This window comes from Corynebacterium sp. KPL1824 (assembly GCF_000478095.1).
Taxonomy (GTDB): Bacteria; Actinomycetota; Actinomycetes; order Mycobacteriales; family Mycobacteriaceae; genus Corynebacterium; species Corynebacterium accolens.
This window is the reverse complement of sequence record NZ_KI515749.1, coordinates 1,149,810-1,174,575: the sequence shown is the minus strand read 5'-3', so window position 1 is coordinate 1,174,575 and position 24,766 is coordinate 1,149,810. Positions and strand designations below refer to the sequence as shown.

20 protein-coding genes are annotated in these 24,766 nt (G+C 61.4%); 12 read left to right on the top strand and 8 right to left on the bottom strand.

What is annotated here, in order from left to right:
• Window positions 1-7: 7 nt before the first annotated feature.
• From HMPREF1267_RS05455 to HMPREF1267_RS05445, 3 genes are read left to right on the top strand one after another with little or no spacing between them, the layout of a single operon-like run.
• Window positions 8-1,207: a molybdopterin molybdotransferase MoeA gene (locus HMPREF1267_RS05455; RefSeq protein WP_023028672.1), complete on the top strand. Its 1,200-nt coding sequence runs from the start codon at window positions 8-10 to the stop codon at window positions 1,205-1,207.
• Window positions 1,208-1,222: 15 nt separating this feature from the next.
• Window positions 1,223-1,702: a cyclic pyranopterin monophosphate synthase MoaC gene (gene moaC, locus HMPREF1267_RS05450; protein WP_005280185.1), complete on the top strand. Its 480-nt coding sequence runs from the start codon at window positions 1,223-1,225 to the stop codon at window positions 1,700-1,702.
• Entirely contained in the window at window positions 1,702-2,277 is a 576-nt protein-coding gene (locus tag HMPREF1267_RS05445; protein WP_023028671.1) for a molybdenum cofactor guanylyltransferase, read from the top strand. Before moaC ends, HMPREF1267_RS05445 begins: the two co-directional genes overlap by 1 nt.
• 52 nt (window positions 2,278-2,329) lie before the next feature.
• On the opposite strand, the gene HMPREF1267_RS05440 is transcribed toward HMPREF1267_RS05445, so the two are convergent.
• Window positions 2,330-2,809, bottom strand: coding sequence for a molybdopterin-binding protein (locus HMPREF1267_RS05440; protein WP_023028670.1), 480 nt, complete (start codon window positions 2,807-2,809; stop codon window positions 2,330-2,332).
• Between the two features lie 228 nt (window positions 2,810-3,037).
• Between HMPREF1267_RS05440 and HMPREF1267_RS05435 the strand changes: the two genes are divergently transcribed.
• From HMPREF1267_RS05435 to narI, 5 genes are read left to right on the top strand one after another with little or no spacing between them, the layout of a single operon-like run.
• A complete protein-coding gene (locus tag HMPREF1267_RS05435) occupies window positions 3,038-4,363 on the top strand; it encodes a NarK/NasA family nitrate transporter (protein WP_023028669.1) in 1,326 nt (441 codons plus the stop codon).
• Window positions 4,364-4,382: 19 nt separating this feature from the next.
• Entirely contained in the window at window positions 4,383-8,120 is a 3,738-nt protein-coding gene (locus HMPREF1267_RS05430; RefSeq protein WP_023028668.1) for a nitrate reductase subunit alpha, read from the top strand.
• Window positions 8,120-9,712, top strand: a complete 1,593-nt coding sequence (narH, locus tag HMPREF1267_RS05425; protein ID WP_023028667.1) for a nitrate reductase subunit beta — start codon at window positions 8,120-8,122, stop codon at window positions 9,710-9,712. Before HMPREF1267_RS05430 ends, narH begins: the two co-directional genes overlap by 1 nt.
• Window positions 9,713-9,720: 8 nt before the next feature.
• The gene (gene narJ / locus HMPREF1267_RS05420; protein WP_023028666.1) at window positions 9,721-10,548 is read left to right on the top strand and encodes a nitrate reductase molybdenum cofactor assembly chaperone; all 828 of its coding nucleotides are present in this window, start codon (window positions 9,721-9,723) and stop codon (window positions 10,546-10,548) included.
• Window positions 10,549-10,558: 10 nt separating this feature from the next.
• Window positions 10,559-11,338 carry a respiratory nitrate reductase subunit gamma gene (narI, locus tag HMPREF1267_RS05415; RefSeq protein WP_005280178.1) on the top strand — a complete coding sequence of 260 codons (780 nt, stop codon included), beginning with the start codon at window positions 10,559-10,561 and terminating at the stop codon, window positions 11,336-11,338.
• Window positions 11,339-11,744: 406 nt separating this feature from the next.
• Here narI and HMPREF1267_RS05410 read toward each other — a convergent pair whose 3' ends face one another.
• From HMPREF1267_RS05410 to HMPREF1267_RS05400, 3 genes are read right to left on the bottom strand one after another with little or no spacing between them, the layout of a single operon-like run.
• On the bottom strand, window positions 11,745-13,130 hold the full coding sequence (locus HMPREF1267_RS05410; protein ID WP_023028665.1) for a multicopper oxidase domain-containing protein: 1,386 nt from the start codon (window positions 13,128-13,130) through the stop codon (window positions 11,745-11,747).
• Complete coding sequence (locus HMPREF1267_RS05405) at window positions 13,131-14,330, bottom strand: hypothetical protein (RefSeq protein WP_005282376.1); 1,200 nt, start codon at window positions 14,328-14,330, stop codon at window positions 13,131-13,133.
• Complete coding sequence (locus HMPREF1267_RS05400) at window positions 14,320-15,396, bottom strand: hypothetical protein (RefSeq protein WP_023028664.1); 1,077 nt, start codon at window positions 15,394-15,396, stop codon at window positions 14,320-14,322. Before HMPREF1267_RS05400 ends, HMPREF1267_RS05405 begins: the two co-directional genes overlap by 11 nt.
• Before the next feature lie 71 nt (window positions 15,397-15,467).
• Between HMPREF1267_RS05400 and HMPREF1267_RS05395 the strand changes: the two genes are divergently transcribed.
• From HMPREF1267_RS05395 to HMPREF1267_RS05380, 4 genes are all read left to right on the top strand, one after another.
• Entirely contained in the window at window positions 15,468-15,728 is a 261-nt protein-coding gene (locus HMPREF1267_RS05395; RefSeq protein WP_005282371.1) for a DUF2249 domain-containing protein, read from the top strand.
• A gap of 84 nt (window positions 15,729-15,812) precedes the next feature.
• Window positions 15,813-16,574, top strand: a complete 762-nt coding sequence (modA, locus tag HMPREF1267_RS05390; RefSeq protein WP_005280173.1) for a molybdate ABC transporter substrate-binding protein — start codon at window positions 15,813-15,815, stop codon at window positions 16,572-16,574.
• 3 nt (window positions 16,575-16,577) lie between these two features.
• On the top strand, window positions 16,578-18,434 hold the full coding sequence (locus HMPREF1267_RS05385; protein WP_005280172.1) for an ATP-binding cassette domain-containing protein: 1,857 nt from the start codon (window positions 16,578-16,580) through the stop codon (window positions 18,432-18,434).
• A 4-nt stretch (window positions 18,435-18,438) separates the two neighbouring features.
• Window positions 18,439-19,098: a metalloregulator ArsR/SmtB family transcription factor gene (locus tag HMPREF1267_RS05380; protein WP_005280171.1), complete on the top strand. Its 660-nt coding sequence runs from the start codon at window positions 18,439-18,441 to the stop codon at window positions 19,096-19,098.
• Here HMPREF1267_RS05380 and thrB read toward each other — a convergent pair.
• The 4 genes from thrB to argS all read right to left on the bottom strand — a co-directional run bounded on the left by thrB (window position 19,085) and on the right by argS (window position 24,551).
• On the bottom strand, window positions 19,085-20,014 hold the full coding sequence (gene thrB / locus HMPREF1267_RS05375) for a homoserine kinase (RefSeq protein ID WP_005280170.1): 930 nt from the start codon (window positions 20,012-20,014) through the stop codon (window positions 19,085-19,087). The two genes, HMPREF1267_RS05380 and thrB, sit on opposite strands and share 14 nt — an antisense overlap.
• A 23-nt stretch (window positions 20,015-20,037) precedes the next feature.
• Window positions 20,038-21,381, bottom strand: a complete 1,344-nt coding sequence (locus tag HMPREF1267_RS05370; RefSeq protein ID WP_023017771.1) for a homoserine dehydrogenase — start codon at window positions 21,379-21,381, stop codon at window positions 20,038-20,040.
• Window positions 21,382-21,560: 179 nt separating this feature from the next.
• Complete coding sequence (lysA, locus tag HMPREF1267_RS05365) at window positions 21,561-22,898, bottom strand: diaminopimelate decarboxylase (RefSeq protein WP_023028663.1); 1,338 nt, start codon at window positions 22,896-22,898, stop codon at window positions 21,561-21,563.
• Window positions 22,899-24,551 (bottom strand): arginine--tRNA ligase, encoded by a 1,653-nt coding sequence (argS, locus tag HMPREF1267_RS05360; RefSeq protein WP_023028662.1) that lies wholly within the window; start codon window positions 24,549-24,551, stop codon window positions 22,899-22,901.
• Window positions 24,552-24,766 lie beyond the last annotated feature (215 nt).

The following is a 24,766-nucleotide window of genomic DNA, read 5'->3' as shown; positions in this document are numbered from 1 at the left end:
ATTATTTATGTCCGCATCGCGTTCCATTTCTGAGCACCTTTCCGCGGTTCTGGCGCTGGCGCCGGCCCCGCGCGCAGAGTCCGTTCCCGTGGGCCCAGCGCTGCGCGGCCGAGTATTAGCGGAGGATGCCACCGCGCGCTTTCCCGTCCCGCCGTTTGCTAATTCCGCGATGGATGGATTCCTCGTCCGCGCCACTGATATTTCTGGTGCGGGCCCGTGGACGCTGCCGGTCGCAGGCGATGTCCCCGCCGGGGCTACCGCCCAGGAAGTTCCCGCCGGCCAGGCCGTTCGCATCATGACCGGTGCGCCGGTGGGTGATACCGCTGGCCTGCTCGTCGTCCCAGTAGAAAACACCACCGTCCCGCCCGGGCCTACGGAGCTGCCGCGCGAGGTCACCATCACCGAAGCGCCCGCAAAAACGCATATCCGCCCCGCCGGCGAAGATATACGGCCAGGCACCGTCGTTGCTACGGCCGGGACCACCGCGAATGCCGCGGTTATTGCAGCGCTTATATCCACCGGCATCTATTCGGTGCAGGCCTATCGGCGCCCACCCATTGCGGTGATTTCTTCCGGCAATGAGCTTTCTTCGTATCCAGACGAGCTTTCCCCAGGGCGCCTGCCAGATTCCAATGGGCCGATGCTCGCCTCCCTCGCCCACACGGAGTCCTACTTCCACGTCGGCGACGACCCCGCGGAGTTATCCAGATTGCTCGATGAGCTCAGCGCATCCCACGACCTCATCATTACCTCCGGCGGGGTATCGGCCGGCGCCTTCGATGTGGTGCACGGGGTGCTCGGCGCGGGCGATAATTCGTGGTTCGGGCACGTTCATCAGCGGCCCGGCGCGCCGCAGGGCATCGGCACGTGGCGGGGTGTTCCGGTGCTCTCGCTGCCGGGCAATCCGGTGGCGGCTTTCGTTGGTTTCCAGCTTTATGCCCGCCCGCTTATCGCCGCCTTATCGGGCCAGCCACATCCGCGCGAGACCGTGCAGGTGCGTGCGGAGGTGGCGGTGCCACTGCCGCCCGCAAGCACGCGCCCCTTCATCGTTCCTGTAACCATAAGTTTTGCGGGAAAGCCCAGGATTACTGGCGCGTTAAGCCGCGGCAGCCACCGCGTGGTCTCGCTGGCAGGTACGAATGGGTATTGCATCATCGATGGACCTGCCCCCGCCGCGGGCGAAGAAACCACCGTCTATCTGTACTAACGAGGAGAATTTTTCATGGAGTTTACCCACCTCAATTCCGCCGGCACCGCCTACATGGTCGATGTGACCGAGAAGCAACCGACCGTGCGCACCGCCACCGCTGAGGGCGAGGTCGCCTGTTCCCCGGAGGTCATGACCGCGCTGCGCGAGGGCACCGTGCCCAAGGGCGACGTCCTGGCGGTCGCGCGCATCGCCGGCATTTCCGCGGCGAAGAAGGTCCCAGAGCTCCTGCCGCTCGCGCACACCATTGGAGTACACGGCTGCGCGGTGGATCTCGAGCTTGCCGATGCCCACGTGAAGATCACCGCCACCGTGCGCACCGCCGACCGCACCGGCGTGGAAATGGAGGCACTGACCGCGGTCAACGTTGCCGCCTTAGCGCTCATTGACATGGTCAAGGGTGTCGATCGCTCCGCGTATATTCGCCGGTGCGGCATCGTGGCGAAGTCGGGCGGGCGCTCCGGCGATTGGTCTAGGACCCTCCCGGAGGCTTAATGGACGGCGCGATCATTTTGGCCGGCGGGCAATCGCGCCGCATGGGCGGGGCCGATAAGGCACAGGTACGCGCCTTTGGCCTGCGCCTGGTGGACCGCCTGCTGCGCCAGCTTCCCTATGGCATGCCGTCTATTGTTATCTCCCCGCACTACCTCGGTATGCCGCAGGTCTGCGAGTCGCCGCTTTTTGGTGGCCCCGTCGCCGGCATCGAGGCAGGTGCGCGCGCTTTGTCGCATTGTGACCGCCTGGCACTCTTCGCGGTGGATGCTCCCGATTCCCCGCAACTGCTCCCACACCTGAACGGAGCGTTGCATGCCGCGCCCACCGCCGGTGCCGCGATTACCCGCGCCGCGGACGGGTATTTACAACCCCTGTGTTCGCTGTGGCATACCGATGCGCTCTTTGGGTGCCTAGGTGCGTTGGAGTCCACCCGCAATGTCTCCGTGCGAAGGCTGGTTCGCGGCGCCGATTTCGTCGAGGTGGCCGGCACCGGTGCCGAACGCGATTACGATACCCCGGCCGAATTGCAGTCTATTCCGCCGCACCCCTCCCTTCGCGCTCACCGGCGCGGCTAATTTAGCCACAGTCCACCCTCCCCGTGAGCGCGAAGGGACGGTGAGGAGGAGATTATTCGCCGCGGGAGCGGAAGACATCGGCAATCAGCGGCGCAATAACCCCAAGGGCATCTGCGACGGCGCCGGTGGATGAGGCGCAATTGATAATGAGGCTGCCGCCGCCGTGCTCGGTCATGCCGATGATCCCGCGGGACAGGCCCGCCTTGGGCGAGGACTCGAGCCCGCGCAGGAGCACCTGGGTCTCTAGGCCATAGAGGCGGGCCTTGATATAGCGCTCGGTGACCTCTGGGGTCAGGTTCGTCGCCCCGATGCCGGTGCCGCCGATAATCACGACAATATCGGTGCCGGTATCCACGGCGGTGCGCAGCGCGTCATCGACTGGCGTAAAGCCTTCCGGCACGATGCTGGGTGGTGCCACATCGATGTCGTGCGCGCGCAGGATTTCTGCCGCTTTCTCCCCGGCGCGGTTCGATTTTTCCCCGGCCAGGATGCGGTCTGAGCTGACGATTATCTGCGCCTTTCTTTGGGACATGAGTCTCATTCCTTCCCCACTGTGGAGTGTGGCTAATATCACATTATTCCGTTTTCGATACCAACGTACTTGAGGCACGGGGCTAACCAGCAACATCGGAATCGATCAAGAATTACGCAACATTTGTGTGTCGTAATTAGATACGGATTTTATCGGTTTTATTTACCTTTTTGAGCATAGTCGCCGGTAGATTAAAGAGTTGAACAACCTACTATCTGTGAGGAAATCATGACTTCTCTTGATACCTCAGGCAAAGTCATCCAGGGTTGGGATCCAGAAGATTCTGACCACTGGGATTCTAAAATTGCCTGGCGCACGCTGTGGATCTCCACATTCGTCCTTATCATTGGCTTTGCCACCTGGTACCTCGTATCGGCAATTGCCCCACAGTTGAACCAGATCGGTTTCGACTTATCCCGCAGCCAGCTCTACTGGCTGACCGCCATCCCCGGATTGGCGTGCGGTATCTTCCGCCTCATCTTCATGTTCTTGCCGCCCATCCTCGGCACCCGCAAGCTCGTCTTCAGCTCCTCGCTGCTGTTTATCATCCCCATGCTGGGCTGGTTCTTCGCGGTGCAGGACTCCTCCACCCCGTACTGGTGGCTGATGACCCTCGCCTTCCTCTCCGGCATCGGCGGCGGCGTGTTCTCCGGCTTCATGCCCTCGACCGGCTACTTCTTCCCCAAGCGCCTGTCAGGTACCGCCCTGGGCATCCAGGCCGGCATCGGTAACTTCGGCATCTCCTTTATCCAGCTGGTTGCCCCATGGCTCATGGGCTTTACCCTGCTGGGCGTGGGCTTTGTCGCCCCGCAGCGCACCGACGATGGTGAAATCTTTGTCCACAACCCCGCCATCTTCTTGGTGCCGTGGGCCATCGTCGGCGCATTCCTCGCATGGACCCTGCTCAAGGACGTTCCCGTGAAGGCGAATTTCCGCCAGCAGATGGACATCTTTGGCAACAAGAACACCTGGATTCTTACCGTCGTCTACTTCATGACCTTCGGCGCATTCTCCGGCTTCGCCGCACAAACCGCGCTGCTTATTAACCAGATCTTCGGCGAAGGCTCCGAATTTGCCGGCACCTACGACAACCTGCCTGCCGGCGCGAGCTACGCCTTCCTGGGACCACTCATCGGCGCGCTCGTCCGCGCGCTGTGGGGTCCACTGTGCGATAAGTTCGGCGGCGCCATCTGGACCTTCATTGGCTGCCTGGGCATGACCATCTTTACCGTCGTGGCCACCTTCTTCCTCACCCCGGACGAGCCCGATGAGGTCTGGTGGTTCCTGGGCACCATGCTCATATTCTTCTTCTTCACTGGCCTGGGCAATGCCGGCACGTTTAAGCAAATGCCCATGATTTTGCCCAAGCGCCAAGCAGGCGGCGTCATCGGTTGGACCGGTGCCATCGGCGCCTTCGGCCCGTTTGTCGCAGGTGTCTTGCTCTCCATGATGTCTGCACCGACGTTCTTCTGGGGCTGCGCCGTGTACTTCGCCATCACCACCGTGCTGGTGTGGATCTACTACGCCCGCCCCAACGCCCCATTCCCCGGATAATTAGGAGCTTTCATTCCCCATGACTGCATACTTCGCGCCCGAACAAGGCAACTCAAATCCACTCTTTAAGCTTGGCGCCTACCTGCGCAAAGGCGAAGCTACCGACTCTGGCCAGCAACTTTTCTTAAAGGGCGGCCGCCAGGCAGACGTCTTTTACCGCAATCGCTGGGCCTTCGACAAGATGGTGCGCTCCACCCACGGCGTGAACTGCACCGGTTCGTGTTCGTGGAAGGTCTACGTCAAAGACGGCGTCATCACCTGGGAATCCCAGGCGGTGGATTATCCCACCACCGGCAATGACATGCCAGAGTACGAGCCCCGCGGCTGCCCACGCGGTGCATCCTTTTCCTGGTACACCTACTCTCCTACCCGCGTGCGTTACCCGTACGCCCGCGGCGTGTTAGTGGATATGTTCCGCGAGGAAAAGGCAAAGCACGGCGATTCCGTCCTGGCATGGCGCGCCATCCAGGAGGACCCAGAAAAGCGCAAGGCGTATATCTCCCAGCGCGGCAAGGGCGGGCTTATCCGCATTTCTTATGAAGAGGCCATCGATATCGCCTCGGCCGCGCACGTCTACACCATCCGCAAGTACGGGCCGGACCGCATCAACGGCTTTACCGTGATCCCGGCCATGTCCCAGATCTCCTATGGTGCCGGCATGCGCTTCCTGCAGACCATCGGCGGCGTCGCGCTCTCCTTCTACGACTGGTACGCCGACCTGCCCCCGGCATCGCCGCAGACCTTCGGCGACCAGACCGATGTCCCCGAATCCGGTGACTGGTACAACTCTTCCTACCTCATGATGTGGGGCTCGAATATCCCGGTCACCCGCACCCCGGACGCCCACTTCATGGTGGAATCGCGCTACAAGGGCACCAAGGTCGTCGTGGTCTCGCCCGACTTTGCGGATAACACCAAGTTCGCCGATGAGTGGGCCCGCATCGAGCCAGGCACGGATGCCGCGCTCGCCTTTGCCATGGGTCACGTCATCTTGAAGACCTTCCACGTGGACCGCCAGGAACCGTACTTCCTGAACTACATGCGCAAATACACCGACTCGCCCTTCCTGGTATCCCTGGAAGACCACGGCGACGGCACCTACACCCCAGGCAAGTTCCTCACCGCCTCGCAGCTTGCCGATGCCACCTTGAACTCCTCCCCCAATGCCACCCACCGTGGCTTGGTGATGGAAGAAGACGGGCGCATCGTTGACCCCGGCGGCACCGTGGCAGACCGCTGGGATAACGAGAGCGCCAAGTGGAACCTGGCGCTGGATAACGCCGATCCGGTCATGTCCATCGCAGAAACCGATAGCTTTGACACCGCCGAGGTGCTCTTCCCGCGCTTCGATCTCGATACCAACCCTGAAGACGTGGGAACCGATAAGCCGATTGGCGCGGGCATCGTCCACCGCGGCGTTCCCGTCCGCGAGGTCGACGGCAAGCTGGTTACCACCGTCTTCGACATCATGCTCGCCCACTACGGCGTCAACCGCGAGGACCTCCACCTGCCGGGTAGCTGGCCGAGGGACTTCCACGATTCCAGCGAAGTCGGCACCCCCGCTTGGCAGGAAGAGCTCACGGGCGTGGCCGCCGATACCGCCATCCGCATCGGCCGCGAATTCGCGCAAAACGCCGCGGATTCTAAGGGCCGCTCACAGATCATCATGGGCGCTGGCGTCAACCACTACTTCCACGCCGATAATATCTACCGCACCTTCTTGGCGCTGACCTCCATGTGCGGCACCCAGGGCGTTAACGGCGGCGGTTGGGCGCACTACGTGGGCCAGGAAAAGCTGCGCCCGATCAACGGCTGGACCCAGTGGGCCATGGCCGCCGACTGGCAGCGCCCACCGCGCCACATGATTTCCACCGGCTTCTATTACTTCGCCACCGAGCAGTATCGGTACGATAATTCGCGCGCCTCCCACTTGGGATCGCCGCTTGCTAGTCACGGTTCCATTGGGGACAAGATGGTCTCCGATACCATGGCGGAATCCATGCGCCGCGGCTGGATGCCGGCCTACCCGCAGTTCAACCGCAACTCGCTCTTCCTCGCCGATGAAGCCGATGAGGCCGGCATGGACATCAACGACTACGTGGTCCAAGAGCTAGAAAATGGCCGCCTGGAATTCTCCTATGACAACCCGTCCGCCGAGGAGAACTGGCCGCGCATCCTGCTCAACTGGCGCACCAACCTGCTCGGCTCGTCCGCCAAAGGCACCGAGTTCTTCCTGCGCCACCTCTTGGGCATCGACTCGGACGCCACCGCGGAAGAACTAGCCCCCGAAGACCGCCCGCGCAGCATCAAGTGGGTGGATGAGGCACCGGAGGGCAAGTTGGATCTGATGATGACCACGGACTTCCGTAATACCTCCACCACGCTGGTCTCGGACCTCATCTTCCCGGCCGCTACCTGGTACGAAAAGCACGATATGTCCTCTACCGACATGCACCCGTACCTGCACTCGTTTAACGCGGCGATTAACCCGCCGTGGGAGGCGCGCTCGGACTACGAGGTCTTCCGCGACCTGGCTGCAGCGCTGTCCGATAAAGCCACCAAGTGGCTGGGTGTGCAGCGCGATGTCATTACCCAGCCGAGCCACCACGACAGCCCGGACGAGCTCGGCATGCCCAACGGCATCGTCCCCGACCCCGAAGAACAGGGCCTTATCCCTGGGGTCACAATGCCGAAGCTGCATGTGGTCGAGCGCGATTACACCAAGGTCTACGAAAAGTGGGCTCACTTAGGCCCGCTTCCCGCCAAGGCCGGCACCGGCGTGCACGGCACCAAGTTCAACGTGGAAAAGCAGGTCAAGGAGCTCGAGCTCATCTGCGGCACCACGGAGACCTCCATGGGCGAGCTGGTGGATCTGTCCAAGGACACCAAAGTCATCGACGCCATCTTGCACCTGTCTGGTGTCTCCAACGGTGAGCTAGCCAAGCAAGGTTTTGAGTTCCTATCCTCACGCACCGGCAAGGATCTGACGCCACTGGGCACTCCCGATGAAGACGTACGCATCACCTGGGATGACATCAAGGAACGCCCGAAGGAGGTCATCACCTCTCCCGAGTGGACCGCCGATAAGCGTAATAAGCGCCGCTACACCGCCTTTTCCATCAACGTCGAGTTTGATAAGCCCTGGCACACGCTGACCGGCCGCATGCAGTACTACATCGACCACGACTGGTTCATGGATTACGGCGAATCGCTGCCGATTTTCCGCCCGCCGCTCGATCACGTCCACATGCACGGCGAATTCGCGCCGGGCACGGAATTGACCAATGACCGCGGCGAGGCTGAAGTCACGCTGCGTTACTTGACCACGCACAATAAGTGGTCCATCCACTCGCAGTACTTCGACAACCTGCACGTGCTCTCCATCTCGCGCGGTGGCCAGGTGGTCTGGATGTCCAATAAGGACGCCGAGAAAATCGGCGTCACGGACAACGACTGGGTTGAGGTATATAACCGCAACGGCGTCGTCTCCGCCCGCGCCATCGTCTCCCACCGCATTCCGGAGGGAACCATGCTGTGCAACCACGCGCAGGAGCGCACCGTGGGCACTCCGATCAACGAGCACACCGGCCGCCGCGGCGGCACGCACAACTCGCTGACCCGCATTTCCATCAAACCGGTGCACATCGCTGGCGGCTATGGCCAGCTGACCTACCACTTCAACTACATCGGCCCTACCGGCAATAACCGCGATGAAGTCACCCGCGTACGCCGCCGTTCCCAGGAGGTATCCTACTAATGAAAGTCATGGCCCAAATCTCCATGATCATGAACCTGGACAAGTGCATTGGTTGCCACACGTGTTCAGTTACCTGTAAGCAGGCATGGACCAACCGCGAAGGCACCGAGTACATCTGGTTCAATAACGTCGAAACCCGCCCCGGCCTCGGCTACCCGCGCACCTGGGAGGACCAAGAAAAGTGGAAGGGCGGCTGGGAGCGCACGACATCCGGCAAGATCAAGCCCAAGGCCGGCGGGCGCCTCAAGAAGCTTGCCACTCTCTTCCACAACCCCAACCTGCCCACCATCCAGGATTACTACGAGCCCTGGACCTACCAGTACGAGGACCTGATGGGCGCCGAGGCGGGTCAGAAGACCCAGCCCACCGCCAAGCCGGTCTCCCAGATCGATGGCCGGGACATCGGCAAGATCGAATGGTCTTCCAACTGGGACGATAACCTGGGTGGCTCTACTGCCACGCTTGACGATGACCCCGTGCTCCACAACATGAACCTCGAGGTCAAGAAGGAAATCGAGGACTCGTTCATGTTCTACCTGCCGCGCATTTGCGAGCACTGCATGAACCCGACCTGCGTATCCTCCTGCCCCTCTGGCGCGATGTACAAGCGCACCGAAGACGGCATCGTCCTGGTGGACCAGGACCGCTGCCGCGGCTGGCGCATGTGCGTATCCGGCTGCCCGTATAAGAAGGTCTACTTCAACCACAAGACCGGCAAGGCCGAAAAGTGCACGCTGTGCTACCCGCGTCTCGAGGTGGGACAGCCCACCGTGTGCTCCGAGACCTGCGTGGGCCGCCTGCGCTACTTAGGCGTCATCCTCTACGATGCCGACCGCGTCGCCGAGGCCGCCTCCACCGAGAATGAGCAGGACCTTTTCGAGGCCCAAAAGTCGATCATGCTCGACCCCCACGATCCAGAGGTAGTCCGCGCGGCCCAAGCCGAGGGCATCCCGCACTCCTGGATCGATGCCGCGCAGCAGTCGCCGATCTACGACCTCATCTTCAAGTACGGCGTCGCTCTGCCGCTGCACCCGGAGTACCGCACGCTGCCGATGGTTTGGTACATCCCGCCGCTGTCGCCCATCGTTGACAAGGTGACCGCAACCGGCAACGACGGTGAGGACCACAAGATCCTCTTCTCGGCGCTATCGAATATGCGCATTCCTCTGCAATACTTGGCGGGCCTATTTACCGCCGGCGATACCGTCCCGGTGGAAAAGTCCCTGCGCAGGCTCGTCGCCATGCGCTCGTATATGCGCGATATCAACCTGGGCAATGAGCCGCAGGAGGAGATCGCGCAGGCAGTCGGCATGACGGGCAGGGACATGGAAGGCATGTACCGTCTGTTGTCCATCGCTAAATACGATGACCGCTACGTCATCCCCACCGCCTCGCCGGAATCCCCGCGCGGCATTACCGACTTGGACCCGTTTGGCGATGTGGACCCGGCCAAGGCCTCCGAGGACGTCTTCCACGACCTAGGCATGGGTGCGCCCGAGGCCTGTACCCACGGCGCGGAACCACAGGGCAAGGTCTCGCTGCTCTCCTGGAGCGGCGACCGGCCCGATGCCATGTTCCCGCCGCGGAAGTAGGTTAAGCCGTGAATATCTTCGATAAACTCCGCAAACGCCAGGAATCCCTGCAGCGGCAATCGGCCCAGCAGGGTGGCGATGCCCCCGTGGCAGGATTCGGAACACCCGCCGGCATCGGTTCCATGGGCGGTGCCAAGGACGTCGAAAAAACGCTGCGCACCCACACCGGTCAGGTCCCTAACGAATTCGTCACGCCGGTCGAGGTCACCGAAGACCAGCGGCGAATCGTCGCCATGGCCGTGTCCGTGCTGCTTAATTACCCCGGCGAAGACATCTTTGACCGCCTCTCAGTGGTCGAAGACCAGGTAGATGACCTGCCGCTGGCCATTGCCACCGACTTCATCAACTTCGCCGAATGGGCCCGCAGCATCGGCCCCCGCGGCTTGGAAGAGCACTACGTCGAGACCTTTGACCAGCGCCGCCGCTGCGCGCTGTACCTGTCCTACTTTGCTGTTGGCGATACCCGCCAGCGCGGGATGGCTATTTTGTCCTTCCGCCAGCAATTGGAGTCGCTCGGCTTCGAAATTTCGGATGAAGAACTACCGGATCACCTCTGCGTCGTCCTCGAAGCCCTCGCCATGAGCGAGGGGGAAACCCACGAGCGCGCCGTTGAATTGGTGGCCAGCTACCGCGAAGGAATCGAGGTGCTGCGCGCGGCCCTCGCCCACGAGCGCTCGCCGTATGTCAGCTTGATCGTCGCGCTGTGCAAGGCCCTTCCAGAAGTCGATTCTGATACCGCGCAAAAGTACGTCGATCTCATCCGCACCGGCCCACCCGCCGAGATGGTCGGCATTGCAGACCTTCCCTTCCCCACTACCCAACCAGACCTCGTCTAGGAGCCACATCATGTTTGATAACTTCCTCTGGGGTGCCTTCCCGTGGTTAGCCATCGCGGCATTCTTCGTGGGCATCTTCTGGCGTTGGCGTTCCGACCAATTCGGCTGGACCACCCACTCCTCCCAAATCTATGAATCCAAGCTGCTGCGTTTATCCTCGCCGCTTTTCCACTGGGGCATGGTCTTCGTGGTCATTGGCCACCTGATGGGCTTGGCATTCCCCAAGTCCTGGACCCAGGCCGTTGGCATCAGCGACCACGCCTACCACCTCCTGGCCACCATCCCAGGATCCATCGCCGCTCTGGCGGTCCTGCTGGGCTTTGCCGGGTTGCTGTACCGCAGGCTAAAGAACCGCTCCGTGTTCTTGTCCACCTCTACCTCGGACAAGGTGATGTACGCGCTGCTCGGCCTCGCGCTGGTATCGGGTTCTTTTGCCACCTTTACCCTGCAGCTTTTTGACCTCGCCGGCACCGGTGGATACGACTACCGCGAAACCATTTCCCCGTGGCTGCGCCAGCTGTTGATCTTCAACATCCAGCCCGATCTCATGGCCAGTGCCCCGTGGCAATTTAAGGTCCACGTCCTCTGCGGTTTCACCATCATCGCCGTGTGGCCCTTTACCCGCCTGGTCCATGCCTTCTCGGCGCCGGTCGGCTACGTCACCCGCCCCTACGTGGTCTACCGTTCCCGCGATGAGCGCACCACCCCGATGCGCTCCAATACCGCGTGGGAGCCTATCCGCTCCAACCGGAAGCAATTGGAAGGAGAAACCCCGGGCCACGGTGCCTAGGTAGTTTCCTCCCCCTCTTCACCGCCGCGCGCTGTCCAGTATTTGGATGGCCCGCGGCGGTTTCCTTATGTCTGCATTTACTCCGGCGCTGCCCATGCACACCCACGCCTCCAACCGCCCTTCACGCTCACCGGGAAAGCAGTGTGCCCGTGAAATCACCACCCAGTGAGCGCCAAGGGAGGAGGCTGCGATCGAAGAACCCACGCGCGCCCTTCGCGCTCACCGGCAAGGCGGTGCGCCCGTAGATACTTCCACCCAGTGAGCGCCAAGGAGAGGCAGCGCTCGAAGAACCCACCCGCCCTTCGCGCTCACGGGGAGAGGTGGATCTACCTCTCTGCAGTGCCCTGGTGAGCGCGAAGGGCGAGGGGACGAAGTGCGGGGCTAGGGGCGGGAAACTAAGGCCGCTTTATTCGGTGACGACGAACTTGCCGTGCTGTCCCTTTTCCGCGTTGGTCATGATGTGGTTGACAAAGGAATAGGTTCCGGGCTCGTTGAAGGTCATTTCCACAAACCCGCCTTGCGCGGGAAGTAGGTCGAAGGCCTGCGAGCCGGTCTTATCCTCGTCCTTGATGAGGTAGGCGCCTTCCTTATAGGCAGTATCGAATTGCTCGCCCACCACGTGGAAGCTAAGCGGCTGATCGGGGCCGACGTTCAGGATCCACAGGCGAACGGTATCGCCTACCTTGGCCTTGATGGGATCGACATCGTACTGGCTTGGGTAGTAATTAAAGGCCATGAGGTCGAACTCGCCATCGGCTACGCGCTGGGCGTCGGCGCCGGTCTTTTCCTCGCCAAGGAAGACATCGTTGGCGATGAAGTTGTACTCGGCATCTACGTCCTTGAGATCTGGTGGATCGATAATGACGTTGCCGGCCATGCCGTTGGCGATGTGCAGGGACATCGGAGCGGTTGAGCAGTGGTACATCCAAATGCCGGCGCGATTCGCGGTGAACTCGTAGGTCAGTTCTTCCCCGGGCTGGATGGACTTCATGTTTTCATCCGGGCTGACCTCACCGGCGTGGAAGTCGATGGAATGGGCCATGCTGCCCTCGTTCTTGATGGTGATCTTGAACTTATCGCCCACCTTGCCGCGCAGCGTCGGCCCGGGCGCTTGGCCGTTAAAGAGCCATTGCATCTGCTTGACGCCGGGGGCTACCTCAACGATTTCCTCGGTCATAGACCAGGTTTCTTCATGCGTGGTGGTATTGGCCGCTGGCGCGAGGGAGGCGTCATGGGCTTTAAAACCTTCGCGGGAGGCACCGAGTTCGGCGGCGCTGGGAACATCAACGTGCGGGTTGGACGCGCCTGCCACGGCGTGATGGTGATGATCGTGCCCGCCGGTACTTGGCGTGGAATCGCCCACGTTGACGTCAAAGGTCATGCCCTGCAGGCGGTGGCCGGCGATGGTGCAGTAGCCTTCGATGCTCGAGTCGATGACGCCGGCATCGAGCTGCACGGTATCGCCGGGATCGACGCGGCCGGTTTCGGCATCGCCAATCTTTAGATCGTGGACTTGGTCGCCGGTATTGGTGAAGTTAACCACCAAGTGGGTGCCGGGATCCACGTCAACGTGGTTGGGGACGAAGGCCATGCCATCGACTTCCACGTCAATGGTGTGGGTTTCGCCTTCGGCCACAGAGCTCGACGGCTGGGAGTCCTTAGAGGTGGTATTGACTAGGGCCAGCGCGATAACCGCGGCAAGCGCGATACCGATGAGCAGCCACGAGGCCCACTGGGAGTTGCCGGACTCCGGCGGCTTATCCTGTGGCTGTGGGGAAGAAACACTAAGCATTTAATTCTCCAGATTCTGTTGTTGGTAAACGGCGCGGCCCACGGCAAGCACGTTTAATGCTAAGCCTATCCCCATGAGGATAAGCCCGGCAGCCAGGGCATTGACAAGGCTCAGCAAGGCGCCGAGGTTGATGAGGACGAGTCGGGCAAAACCCGCGCGGTCCGCGGTAGCCCGGCCGTGGTGCACCTTGGCAGAACCGCCTCCCACCAGCGTGGGCAAGAGGTGGTGCAATACGCCCGTGACCATTTGCAAGACTCCACCACCGATGAAGGCCGGGACCAAAAATAGCGTGATGACGCGCGGATAGGCACCAAGCGCTGCGGCCACGGCATCCCCGGCACACAGGGCCACCATCCATAGCAGCCCCGCGATGACGGAAACCGATGCAGTGGTCAGCCGGGGGTTGCGCCCCAGCACGGTGGCCAGTACCGGTTGGATGATCATGATGGCGGCGAGCACGACGAGCAGCTGGGCGATGCCCGCCGCGCGCGTCCACCCCACCGCGCCGCAGACCATGGTCAGTGCCAGCCCGGCGCAGTGGACGATGAGCCCGCGCGTGCACCTGGTGCGCGCGGTGGGCGAAATCGCGGTGCTGGACAAGGTGGGAAGCAGCGTCACGATGGTGCCCACGATGGTCAGCCATGCAAATCCCCACACCATGCCGCGCGAATGGGCGGCCACCAAAAAGGAATAGTTGCCCACGCCATTGCCGCTTAAGATCACGAGCACCACGGAGGCGATCATGAAGATGGACGCGGCCGCGTAAAACGGCACCGTGACCGCGAAGGACCCGGAAAGCGATCCGCGCAAACGCGTGTAAGTGAAGGCGAGCTGCCAGGCAAGGGCGGCGATGATGAGGAGGGAGGCGGCATCGGCAAGCAGGCCCCAGTCATACCCCGCGCGATCGATAATGAGCAGGATAAGGCCCACCTGGATGAGCGCCACGCGCGCGCCCACGCCGCGGTAACCGTTATTGGCGGTGCGGGTAAGCGCCTCGGTGAAGTGGGTGGAAAATACGATAATGGCCGTGGTCAGCGCGCCGATGGTCAGCGGGTGGATGAGATCCCACCACACCACGGGCGCACCCAGGTGACCCGCCACGTTGATACCGATGCCGATGAGCACCCACGCGCCGATAAGCGCAGCGGTCACGATGTGCCAGCGGCTGCGGGCGGCCAGGGAGATGTCATTAATGTGCACGGTGGGCCTCCTTCACCGACAAACTAATCCCGCAGGCGAGGAAAACCAAGACGGCGGCGATGGTAACCAGACCGCCCACCTGGTAGGCGACGGTATGGCGGGCGACATCGGCAAGAATGCGCAGCGCCAGCCCGCCGTGCAGGACCGCTACGGGGAGGAAGAGCACCGGATGGTAGGGCAAGTGGCGGCGGATGACGGAGGTAATGATGATGGGGGCATGGGCAAAAATCATGGACATGACAAAGCCCAAGAAGATGGCGTGCACGGAGGCATCGTAGGCAAAGCCGGAGCTTTCCCCGTAGAGCAACCAGAAATATCCGCCGAGGGCCAGCCAGAAATACCCGGCGAGCATGCACGCGGCGGAATAGCGCGGCAGCCCGCGCGAGCGCACCAGGTTCTTCGCCACATCCACGCGCACGGTAGAAACCGCAACGCCGATAAGCGCCGCGCCCATGGCGCGATAGCCCACTGCCGGGGAGAGCATATAGACCACGCTGAGCGCCGCCAGCCCCAAAACCCACAGGGTAATGCGCTTTTCTGCCTGGGTGCCGGCCATGGTGATGCGGGCTAGCTCCATGCGCTCGCCGATGATCGTCGCTACCACGTAGAGCACGCACAGCGGCATCGCAGTAGAAAAGGCCGGCTCCATGGCCCACAGCAGGGCCGCCGCTACCCCGCCGATGACGCCGGTGGCCTGCACGATGATGGACAAGGCGGGCTGGCGCCGGTGGATGGTGGCATAGATAAACCCCAGCACTATGAAGCCTGCGGCAAAACACAAAGCCGGAACCTGCCGCGGCAGGCCCGCCACGATGCCCACGAAGCCGGCGACGTGGAAGATGGGGCCTATCCATGCCCACCGCGTGCGCACGGCGACGGCGCGCTCCAACCCGATGGCGCCGCCGACAAAGCCGAAGACCATCAAGGGGCCATGATCCGCAGCCAGAGAAGCTGCCGGTGAGAATCCCACGCCGAGCAGGGATGCCCCGGCGGCGAGCCCAAGCAGCAAGGACAGCCCGGCGCAAGCAAGGAAGAAGAAGCGGTGCGCGAGCCTATTATTTATCACGGCTTTAATCGTACTAATATTGGTGGCAAGGTAAAACTCTCACCCCACCTCCGAAAGGATGACTCTCCCCCATGGAACTTCCCATCACCGATTCCTCCCAGCAACACTCCATTCCCACCCTCAACGCCACGGAAATCCCCCACGCCGTGCGCCACGGCGCCATCCACGGCGCTTTGGGCACGCTGAACGTGGGCCAAGCCATGATCCTCATTGCCCCGCACAACCCACTCCCTCTACTCAAGGAAGTGGAAGAGCGCGCGGAGGAATTTGAGCTGTCTTACCTCAAGGAAGAAGAAAACGACTATCACATCAAGTTCACGCGAATTTCGTAGTGTATTCCCGTGCTAATCGATAGGCTAAGTGGTGATAACTCTATCTCTCGTACATAGTTGTCTACATAACACGGAGCATTCACTATGAATAAGAAATTTGCCGCAGCCGCCGTGGCTGCGACCGGCCTGGCGCTCTCCGCCTGCTCTCCCGATACCTCCACCACCTCCGATGCAGAGCAGACCAGCTTGAACTTGCTGGCTGCATCGTCCACCCGCGTCATCAACGATGAGCTGGAAAAGCGCGCTTCCGAGTTCGACACCCCGGTTGACCTCGAGTTCCAAAATGGCGGCTCTTCCGACTTGGTCAATAAGCTGAGCGAGGGCGCTCCTGCAGACCTGCTGCTCACCGCGTCCAAGAAGACCATGGACAAGGCAATCAATGACGGAACCGTCAAGGACCCGAAGGTGCTTGCCACCAACGTCATGGTGATGGTTGTACCGAAGGGCAACCCGGGCAATATCCACTCCATCGAGGATCTGCAGAACGAAGACCGCTTCGTCATCTGTGACCCACAGGTTCCATGTGGCGATATCTCTTCCCAGATCATCGAAGAAAACAACCTGGACGTAAAGCCTGCCTCCCAGGAGCAGCAGGTCGCTGACGTTTTGGGCAAGGTTGTCTCCGGTGAGGCCAATGCCGGCTGGGTCTACTCCACCGACGCTGCAGCCGCTGGCGATGACGTAGAGGTCATCGAGATCCCGGATGCTGATAAGTTCGCCAACCAGATCCTGGGAGCCGTTTCCGCCGAGGCTGAGCACCCAGAAGAGGCGCAAAAAGTCCTCGACCTGTTGGCCGATGACTTTGATAAGACCTGGGAAGAGTACGGCTTTAACCCAGCAGATTAATAAATGACCCCTCCCCAGCCCATACGCCTTAAATCTCCCCTCGTTATCGGCCTTATCGGCCTCATCGCGGTCGTTGTCATCCTCGTTCCCGTAGCCTCCCTGGGGCTGCGCGTACCGTGGAACCGCATCGGCGAATACCTCGCCAAACCGGAGATTTGGGACATGCTCAAGCTGTCCCTTACCGCGGCATTCCAATCAATGCTGCTGGCGATGGTGCTGGGGACCGGTCTTGCCTTTTGGGTCCAACAGCTCGGCCGAGGCAGCGGCGTTATCCGCCTGTTCATTTATTTGCCCCTGGCCATGCCGCCCGTGGTGGGCGGCCTCGCGCTTACCGCAGCCATTGGCCGCAGGGGCTACTTGGCCCCGTTTCTTGACGCCATAGACTTCCATTTTGCTTTTGCTTTTCCCGGCGTCATCGCCGCGCAGTGCTTCGTCGCCTTGCCCTTCGTCGTGGTGGCGGTCGATTCCGCCCTGCGCCAATTGGATCAAGAGATCTTGGCCTCTGCCGCCAGCGTGGGACTTTCCCGCTGGGAGGTACTGCGAAAAATCACCATCCCCTCCATCGCCCCCGCCCTGGCCACCGGCGCCGGCCTTGCGTTTGCGCGCTCCCTTGGCGAGTTCGGTACCACGCTGACCTTTGCGGGCTCCCAGCCGGGCGTGACCCGCACGATGCCGCTCGGCATTTACTTGGAGCGCGAGGTCGATACCGATGGTGCCTATGTGCTCTCCGCCATCCTCATTGCGATGGCTATCCTCTGCCTCGCCCTCGCCGGGCTTCCCTCTCTCCTCCAGCGTTCCTACCGAGCGCAGGCCCGCGAGCTACACAGCATGGACTATGAGAAGCTCAGCGCCCTGACGGCCCCAGAAAAGGCCCCCACCCTAAACGTCACGGCGGATGGAGAGACCACGGAATTTACCCCGCGCGCGATCACGGCCATCGTCGGTTCCAATGGCTCGGGCAAGACCACACTCATGGGGCGCATCGCCGGGCGGCTGACCGGCGCGGAGATTACCGCCGACCCAGATGAGATCGTCCTGCTTACCCAGCGCCCCGGCCTGCCGCCGCGGGCCACCGCCAACCAGGCCATTGCGATGGTCACCCGCGATAAGCAGCGCGCCACGGAGTTGCTGGAGGCGGCGGGCTTGTGTGAGCTTAACGATGTCCCCGTGCCCGCCCTTTCCGGCGGCCAGGCCGCCCAAGTGGCCCTCGTCCGCGCGCTCGCCGCGCGGCCCACCATCCTGATTTTGGATGAGCCCTTGGCGGCCATCGACGTGGAATCCGCCAGCAAGTGGCGCCGCTTCCTGCGCGCTACCCGCCATGACCGCACCACCTTGCTGGTGACCCATAATGCGTTGGATATTGCCGGGCTTGCCGATGACATGGTGGTCATGAATTCCGGCCGCGTCACCGCCCACGGACCTGCCGCAGACCTCCTCGATGTCCCACCCACCGGCTTTGTGGCTAATATTGCAGGGCTCAACCGCGTGGAAGGCACCGTTTCAGAGGCCACCGCTGCCGAAACCGTCGTTACCTGTGGAAACACTACCGTCACCGGCGGGCCCGCCGAACTCCGCGCCGGCGATAAGGCAGCGGTCACGTTTAAGCCAAGCGACGTGCACCTGACGTCCGACGAGGCTACCGGGGTTAATCACTGGTCCACCAAGGTCATCGCGGTGGAAGCAGCCAGCATGGCGGATGCCCGGTTGAGCCTGAATATGGACGGCCACACCATTACCGTGCCGGTAAGCAGGCAGGTGGCTTTAGGTATTGATACGGGCGATACCGTATCCTATAGCGTGGCTAAAGATAAGATTTCTGTTAATCAAGCCCCTCATCAGCACTCAGAGATACGAAGTTAATCGCATGCCCAATTCGCTCCCCCGCCCCAGCTCCGATCTTTTCCCGGAAGCGCTCAAGCTATCGCCTAAGCAACGCGAGGTACTCACGCAGCTGCAGCATTATCCACGGGGAGCGCGCGCTGCAGAGGTAGCAAAAGATTTAGGCATGCACGTCAATACCGCGCGCGGGCACATCGATGAGCTCATTCAGGTCGGCGCCATTACCGCCGTTCCAGAACACAGCTCTGGGCGCGGGCGCCCTTCCCTTGTGTACCAGGCCCGCGTGCCGGATAACCGTGCCATCGCAGAGGAATACGTCAGCCTCATTAGCGTGCTGACCTCCATGCTCGCGGGCAAGGAAGAGCTCGATGATTTCTCTTCCCCACAGGCACGGGAATTGGGGCGGCAGTGGGCGCGCGCCACGGGCGCGGATATCCAGAGCGGCGCGCTCGATACCCTTTTTGCCACCCTGCGCGATATGGGTTTTGATCCCTCGCAGGGCGCGGATCCTTCCGAAATCGAGTTGAATGCCTGCCCGTTCGTCTCCTCCGGAACCACCCCGAGCCCCTTTGTCTGTGCCATACACGCTGGCTTTTTGCAAGAAGCCAGCGGTACGGACACGGACATCGCCTTAACGCCGATGCAGCGCCCCGAAGTGTGCCAAATCGAGATTAAGCCTGTGTAACTTCCACGCGGACCGGGCCCGCGACCTTGAGATCGAAGACGCGCAGGCCCTGCTCGCGGGCATCATCAAGAATGCTCTCGTCGATGTCCTCCGTGTGCAGCACCATCACCGTCGGCCCCGCCCCGGAAAGATAGGCGGCGTACCCGCGGTTGCGCAGGCGGTTCACCCACTCCGCGGTCACGGGAAGCACGTCGGCGCGATACGGCTGGTGCAAGCGGTCGCGGGTGCCTTCCCACAAAAGCTCTGGGTAGTTCTGCAATGCGGCTACCTGGACTGCGGTGCGGGAGACGTTAAAGGCGGCATCGGAATGCGTCACATGCGAGGGCAGGACGCGGCGCACCGCCTGGGTGGAGGCATGGGAATCCGGCACCAGCGCGGTGGCCCGGATATCGGGATGCACGTTGATGGTAGCGGCCTTGTATTCCGGCAAGGAGCGGCCATCGACGGGCACCGTCGTCCACGAGACCACGGCGCTGCCCAGTACCGAGGCCGCGGCATTATCCGGGTGGCCCTCAAACGCCGAGGACAATTGCACGAGCTGATCTTGGGTCAGCGGGCTGCCCGCCAAGGCATTGCCCGCGGCAACGCCGGCGACCGCTGTAGACGCCGAAGAACCCAGACCGCGCGATTGGGGAATCGTATTATGCGAGACCACGCGCAGCCCTGGCACCGTAGCTTCGGCAGCAGATAGTGCGGACCGGATGGCCTTGACCATCAGGTGCGATCCATCGCGCGGAAGGTCATCTGCCCCCTCGCCAAAAATCTCCACCTCGAGGCCGGAGGGAATGACCTCCACCTCGGCGGTGTCGTACATGCTCAGTGACATGCCCAGGGTGTCATATCCCGGCCCCAAATTCGCCGTGGAGGCGGGGACGGTGACTATCGCTTTGGTGCCGACTTCAACTTCGATGCTCATGGTGACTAATATATCGAACCGTTTTAGCTGCCCAGGCGGATGACCGAGTGAACGGTTTTGACCTCATCGAGCTCGCCCAAGGCGGAGACGATGTTTTCCAGAGTTGCTTCCTTGGCTGCGTGGGTAACCACGATAAGGCGCGCGGTGTCCTCGCCGTCTTCTTGGCGCACGGTGCGCAGGGATACCCCATGCTGTGCGAAAAGCGCGGAAATGGCTTCCAAAACGCCGGCGCGGTCTTGGACCTCCATATCAATGTGGAAGCGGGTATCGACCTCGCCGAAGTCCGCAATCGGCAGGTTGGCGTAGGTATTCTCGCCAGGCGCGCGGCCGCCGTGGACGATATTGCGGGCGGCACCGACGACATCGCCAAGCACGGCCGAAGCGGTAGGGTTGCCGCCGGCACCATTGCCGTAAAACATGAGCGAGCCGGCTGCCTCTGCCTCGACGAAAATGGCGTTATAGGACTCGCTGACGGTAGCCAGCGGGTGCTCCTTGGCCACCAAGGTCGGGTGCACACGCGCGTTGACCACTTCGGATCCGTCCTCGCGGCGCAGGCGCTCACAAATGGCCAGCAGCTTGATGGAATAGCCGGCATCGTTTGCCGCGGCGATATCGTCTGCGGTGATATCGGTAATGCCCTCGCAGTGCACGTCCTCGAACTTCACGCGGGTGTGGAAGCCGATGGAGGCCATGATGGCGGCCTTCGATGCGGCATCGTGGCCCTCTACGTCCGCGGTGGGATCCGCCTCGGCGTAGCCCAAGCGGGTGGCTTCCGCTAAGGCCTCATCATAGGAAGCACCGGTGGATTCCATGGCGTCCAGGATGTAGTTGGTCGTGCCATTGACGATGCCGGAGATGCGCTCGATCTGGTCGCCAGCCAAAGAGCGGCGCAGCATGCCCACAACCGGAATGGCGGCAGCCACGGCCGCTTCAAAGTAGAGGTCAACCCCGGAGCGTTCCGCAGCCTCGGCCAATTCATCAGCGTGCGCGGCAACCAGCGCCTTATTCGCCGTCACCACGGACTTGCCGGAATTAAGCGCGGTCAAAACCAGCTCGCGCGGGAAATCGATCCCGCCGATGACCTCCACCACCAAGTCAATATCATCGCGGGAGATCAGGGCCTTGGCATCATCAGTCAGCAACTCGCTGGGCACGCCCGGGCGCAGCTTGTTCTTATTCTGGATAGCGATGCCGCGGATCTCTGCCGGCCCACCGATGCGATGAGCAAAGGCATCCGCATTCTCATCTAAGAGGCGGAAAACTTCCGCTCCCACGGTGCCGAATCCAAGCAGCGCAATGCCAACGGTTTCGCCTTCGCCCTTGCCGGTACGCGAATGTAGCTGTAGCTGACTGTTTGAAGCATCCATAGTCCGTCTCCATGTCGATTTAGTGGTGGAAAATGTCCCCCGCTTTACGCGGCTACAGGACACTATACAGAACGAGCTGTCTATATTGCGACATGCGGGGGATAATATTCGTTCAGCTACAGAAAACCCCCGCCGCACGGGCCGAATGCGGTCCCTGCGTTACGGGGGTAGTACTGGGCTTAATCCACTTCCAAGGACAAGAGGTCCTCGATAGTTTCGCGCCGCAACATGGGCTTGGTATTTCCCACGCGCGTTGCCACCACAGCCGGGCGCACCGCGCCGTTATACCGAGAAGACATCATGTACTGATACCCGCCGGTGGCCGCGAAGGCGAGCAAATCTCCCGGCTGGATGTCATTGGGCAATTCGCCTTCTTCTAACAAGATATCGCCGGATTCGCAGTGGAAGCCCACGATGCGCGAGGGCACCATTTCGCCGTCACTAAAGCGGTTCACCAGGCGCACATCGTATTCAGAACCATAGAGCGCGGGGCGAATATTATCGGACATTCCCCCATCGATGGAGATATAACGGCGCACCGGCAAATCGGCCTTGCCGGTTTCCACGTCCTTGACCGTACCCACGCGGTAGACGGTCACGGCAGAACCCGCTACCAAGGAACGCCCCGGCTCCACGAGGAGGAACGGCGCCTTAATATCGAGATCTTCCGCGGTCTGGTCCACGGCGCGCAGCATGTCCTTTGCCACGCGGTCAATATCCAGCGCTTCCTCATAGGGCATATACGGAATACCAAAACCGCCGCCCAAGTCCAGCTCGGCTAGGTCAACGCCCAGCTCGGTGTGGATTTGGCGGTAGAGCTCCAGCACGCGCTCGGCGGCGAGCTTGAACCCCTCGGCGTTGAAAACCTGAGAACCCACGTGGCAGTGCAAGCCACTCAAGTGAAGGTTATCTACCTCAAGGCAGCGCTTCGCGGCGGCAAAAGCCGCGCCCGTGGCCAAGGAAATTCCGAATTTCTGGTCCTCGTGCGAGGTAGCAACGAACTCGTGCGTATGCGCATCCACACCCGGCTTAACGCGAATCATTACCGGCTGCACCACGCCAGCCTCGCCGGCGATGCGGTTGAGCTCTTCGAGCTCCTGCTCATTATCAATGACCACGTGGCCCACGCCTGCATCCACGCACAGGCGCAGGTATTCCTCGTCCTTATTATTGCCGTGCGCAGTAATGCGCGCGGCTGGGAACTCGGCGGCGAGAGCAATCTTTAGCTCATTGAGCGCGGCGGCATCGAGACACAGGCCCTCTTCGTTGACCCACTGCACGACCTTTTTGGAAATAAACGCTTTGGAGGCATAGTGCACGTGATCCGGCCCGCCGAAGGCACGCGCCATGTCTTGGCAGCGCGAGCGGAAGTCATCTTCATCGAAGACGTAGAGCGGGGTCTGGAATTCCTCTGCCAAATCCGGCAAAGGCACCTCAGCCACGGTGACGACGCCGTCTTCTTGGCGGCTCGCATTCCGCGGCCACACGTGGGCGGGAAGCTCATTGAAATCAGTCATTTACATCTTCTCCGGTGAGCTCACGCCAACCATGGTCAATGCATTGGACAGGACGACGCGGGAGGCTTCCGCCAATGCGAGGCGTGCGCTGTGAATGGGCTGCTCTTCCTCCCCTGCCTTGGGCAATACCTGGCAGGTGTCGTAGAAACGGTGGAATACGCCAGCCAACTCTTCGGCATAGCGCGCCACTCGGTGCGGCTCGCGCAGTTCCGCGGCATCTGCCACTACGGCAGGGAACTCACCCAGGGTGCGGATGAGGTCGCCTTCGCGCTCATGCTGCAGCAGGGAGAGGTCCGCACCCTCGGAGCTCACTCCTAGCTCGGCGGCCTTGCGCCCAATCGAGCACAACCGGGCGTGCCCGTATTGCACGTAGTAGACCGGATTATCCGAAGACTGCGACTCCCACAGGCCCAGGTCGATATCGATGGACTGATCCGCGGACGAGCGCACCAGCGAATACCGCGATGCATCGATACCGATGGCGGCGACCAAATCCTCAATGGTGATCACGGTGCCCGCACGCTTGGACATGCGCACCGGCTTGCCATCGCGCAGCAGGTTGACCATCTGGCCAATGAGCACCTCGACGCCATCGGCGTCATAGCCCAGGGCGGCTGCTGCCGCCTTCAAGCGCGGTACATAACCGTGGTGGTCAGCGCCCAACATGTAGATATTGAGATCGTGACCGCGGTCGAATTTATCGGCCACATAGGCGATATCGCCGGCGATATAGGCCGCATTGCCGTCTGATTTCACCACGACGCGATCCTTAGAATCGCCATAATCGGTGGACTTTAGCCACCACGCGTTGTCCGCCTCATAAAGGTGGCCTTCAGACTTCAGGGTCTCAAGCGCCTTATCTACTGCGCCAGATTCAAAGAGCGAGTTTTCGTGGAAGTAGACATCAAAGTCCACTCCAAATTCGTGCAGGGATTGCTTAATCTGCGCAAACATCATCTCCACGCCATCGGCGCGGAAGGCTTCTTGCACCTGCGCGGCATCGCCCTCGAGCGCGCTTGGATTCTTTTCCACCACCGCGCTTGCGATGTCGTGGATATAATCTCCGCCGTAGCCGTCCTCCGGCGTGGGCTCGCCTTTAGCTGCGGCAACCAGGGAGCGCGAGAAGCGGTCGATCTGGCCGCCGTGATCGTTGAAGTAGTACTCGCGGGTGACCTCTGCGCCGGAAGCAGTGAGCACCCTGCCCAGCGAATCGCCGACGGCGGCCCACCGCGTACCACCCAGGTGAATCGGGCCGGTGGGGTTGGCGGATACGAATTCCAGGTTAATTTTCTTGCCCGCAAAGGAATCATTGGAACCGTAGTCCGCGCCGGCCTGCAGAATCTGAGCGACGATCTCGCCCTGGGCAGCGGCGGCCAGTCGGATATTAATAAAGCCAGGGCCGGCAATATCGGCCTCTGCAATCGCATCGTGCTCGGCCAATTTTTCCGCTAGCCAGCCGCCAAATTCGCGCGGGTTAGCGCCGGCTTTCTTGGCCACCTGCAAAGCAAGGTTGGTGGCATAGTCACCGTGTTCTGGGTTGCGGGGGCGCTCAACCGTCGCAGTGTCCGGCAATACGGACGCGTCTAGGTCATGTTCTGCCATGACCGCGGTGGCGGATTCTTTAACTAAGGTGGCCAAATCAGCTGGAGTCATGTGGCAAGAGTCTAGTTCACTGCCCCGACACGTGCGAAAAGAAGCACTGGCTAACTTTTCCGAGGGCCGAAATTGGCCGTTTGATAGACCTCTTAGGCAAACCTATATTGCGATATATATTACAAAATATATGCTGATAACAAGGTGATACACCCTACGATTCACCTGGTGAATGTGTAGGGTTAATTACACCTCCATGACTTAAAAAACTAATA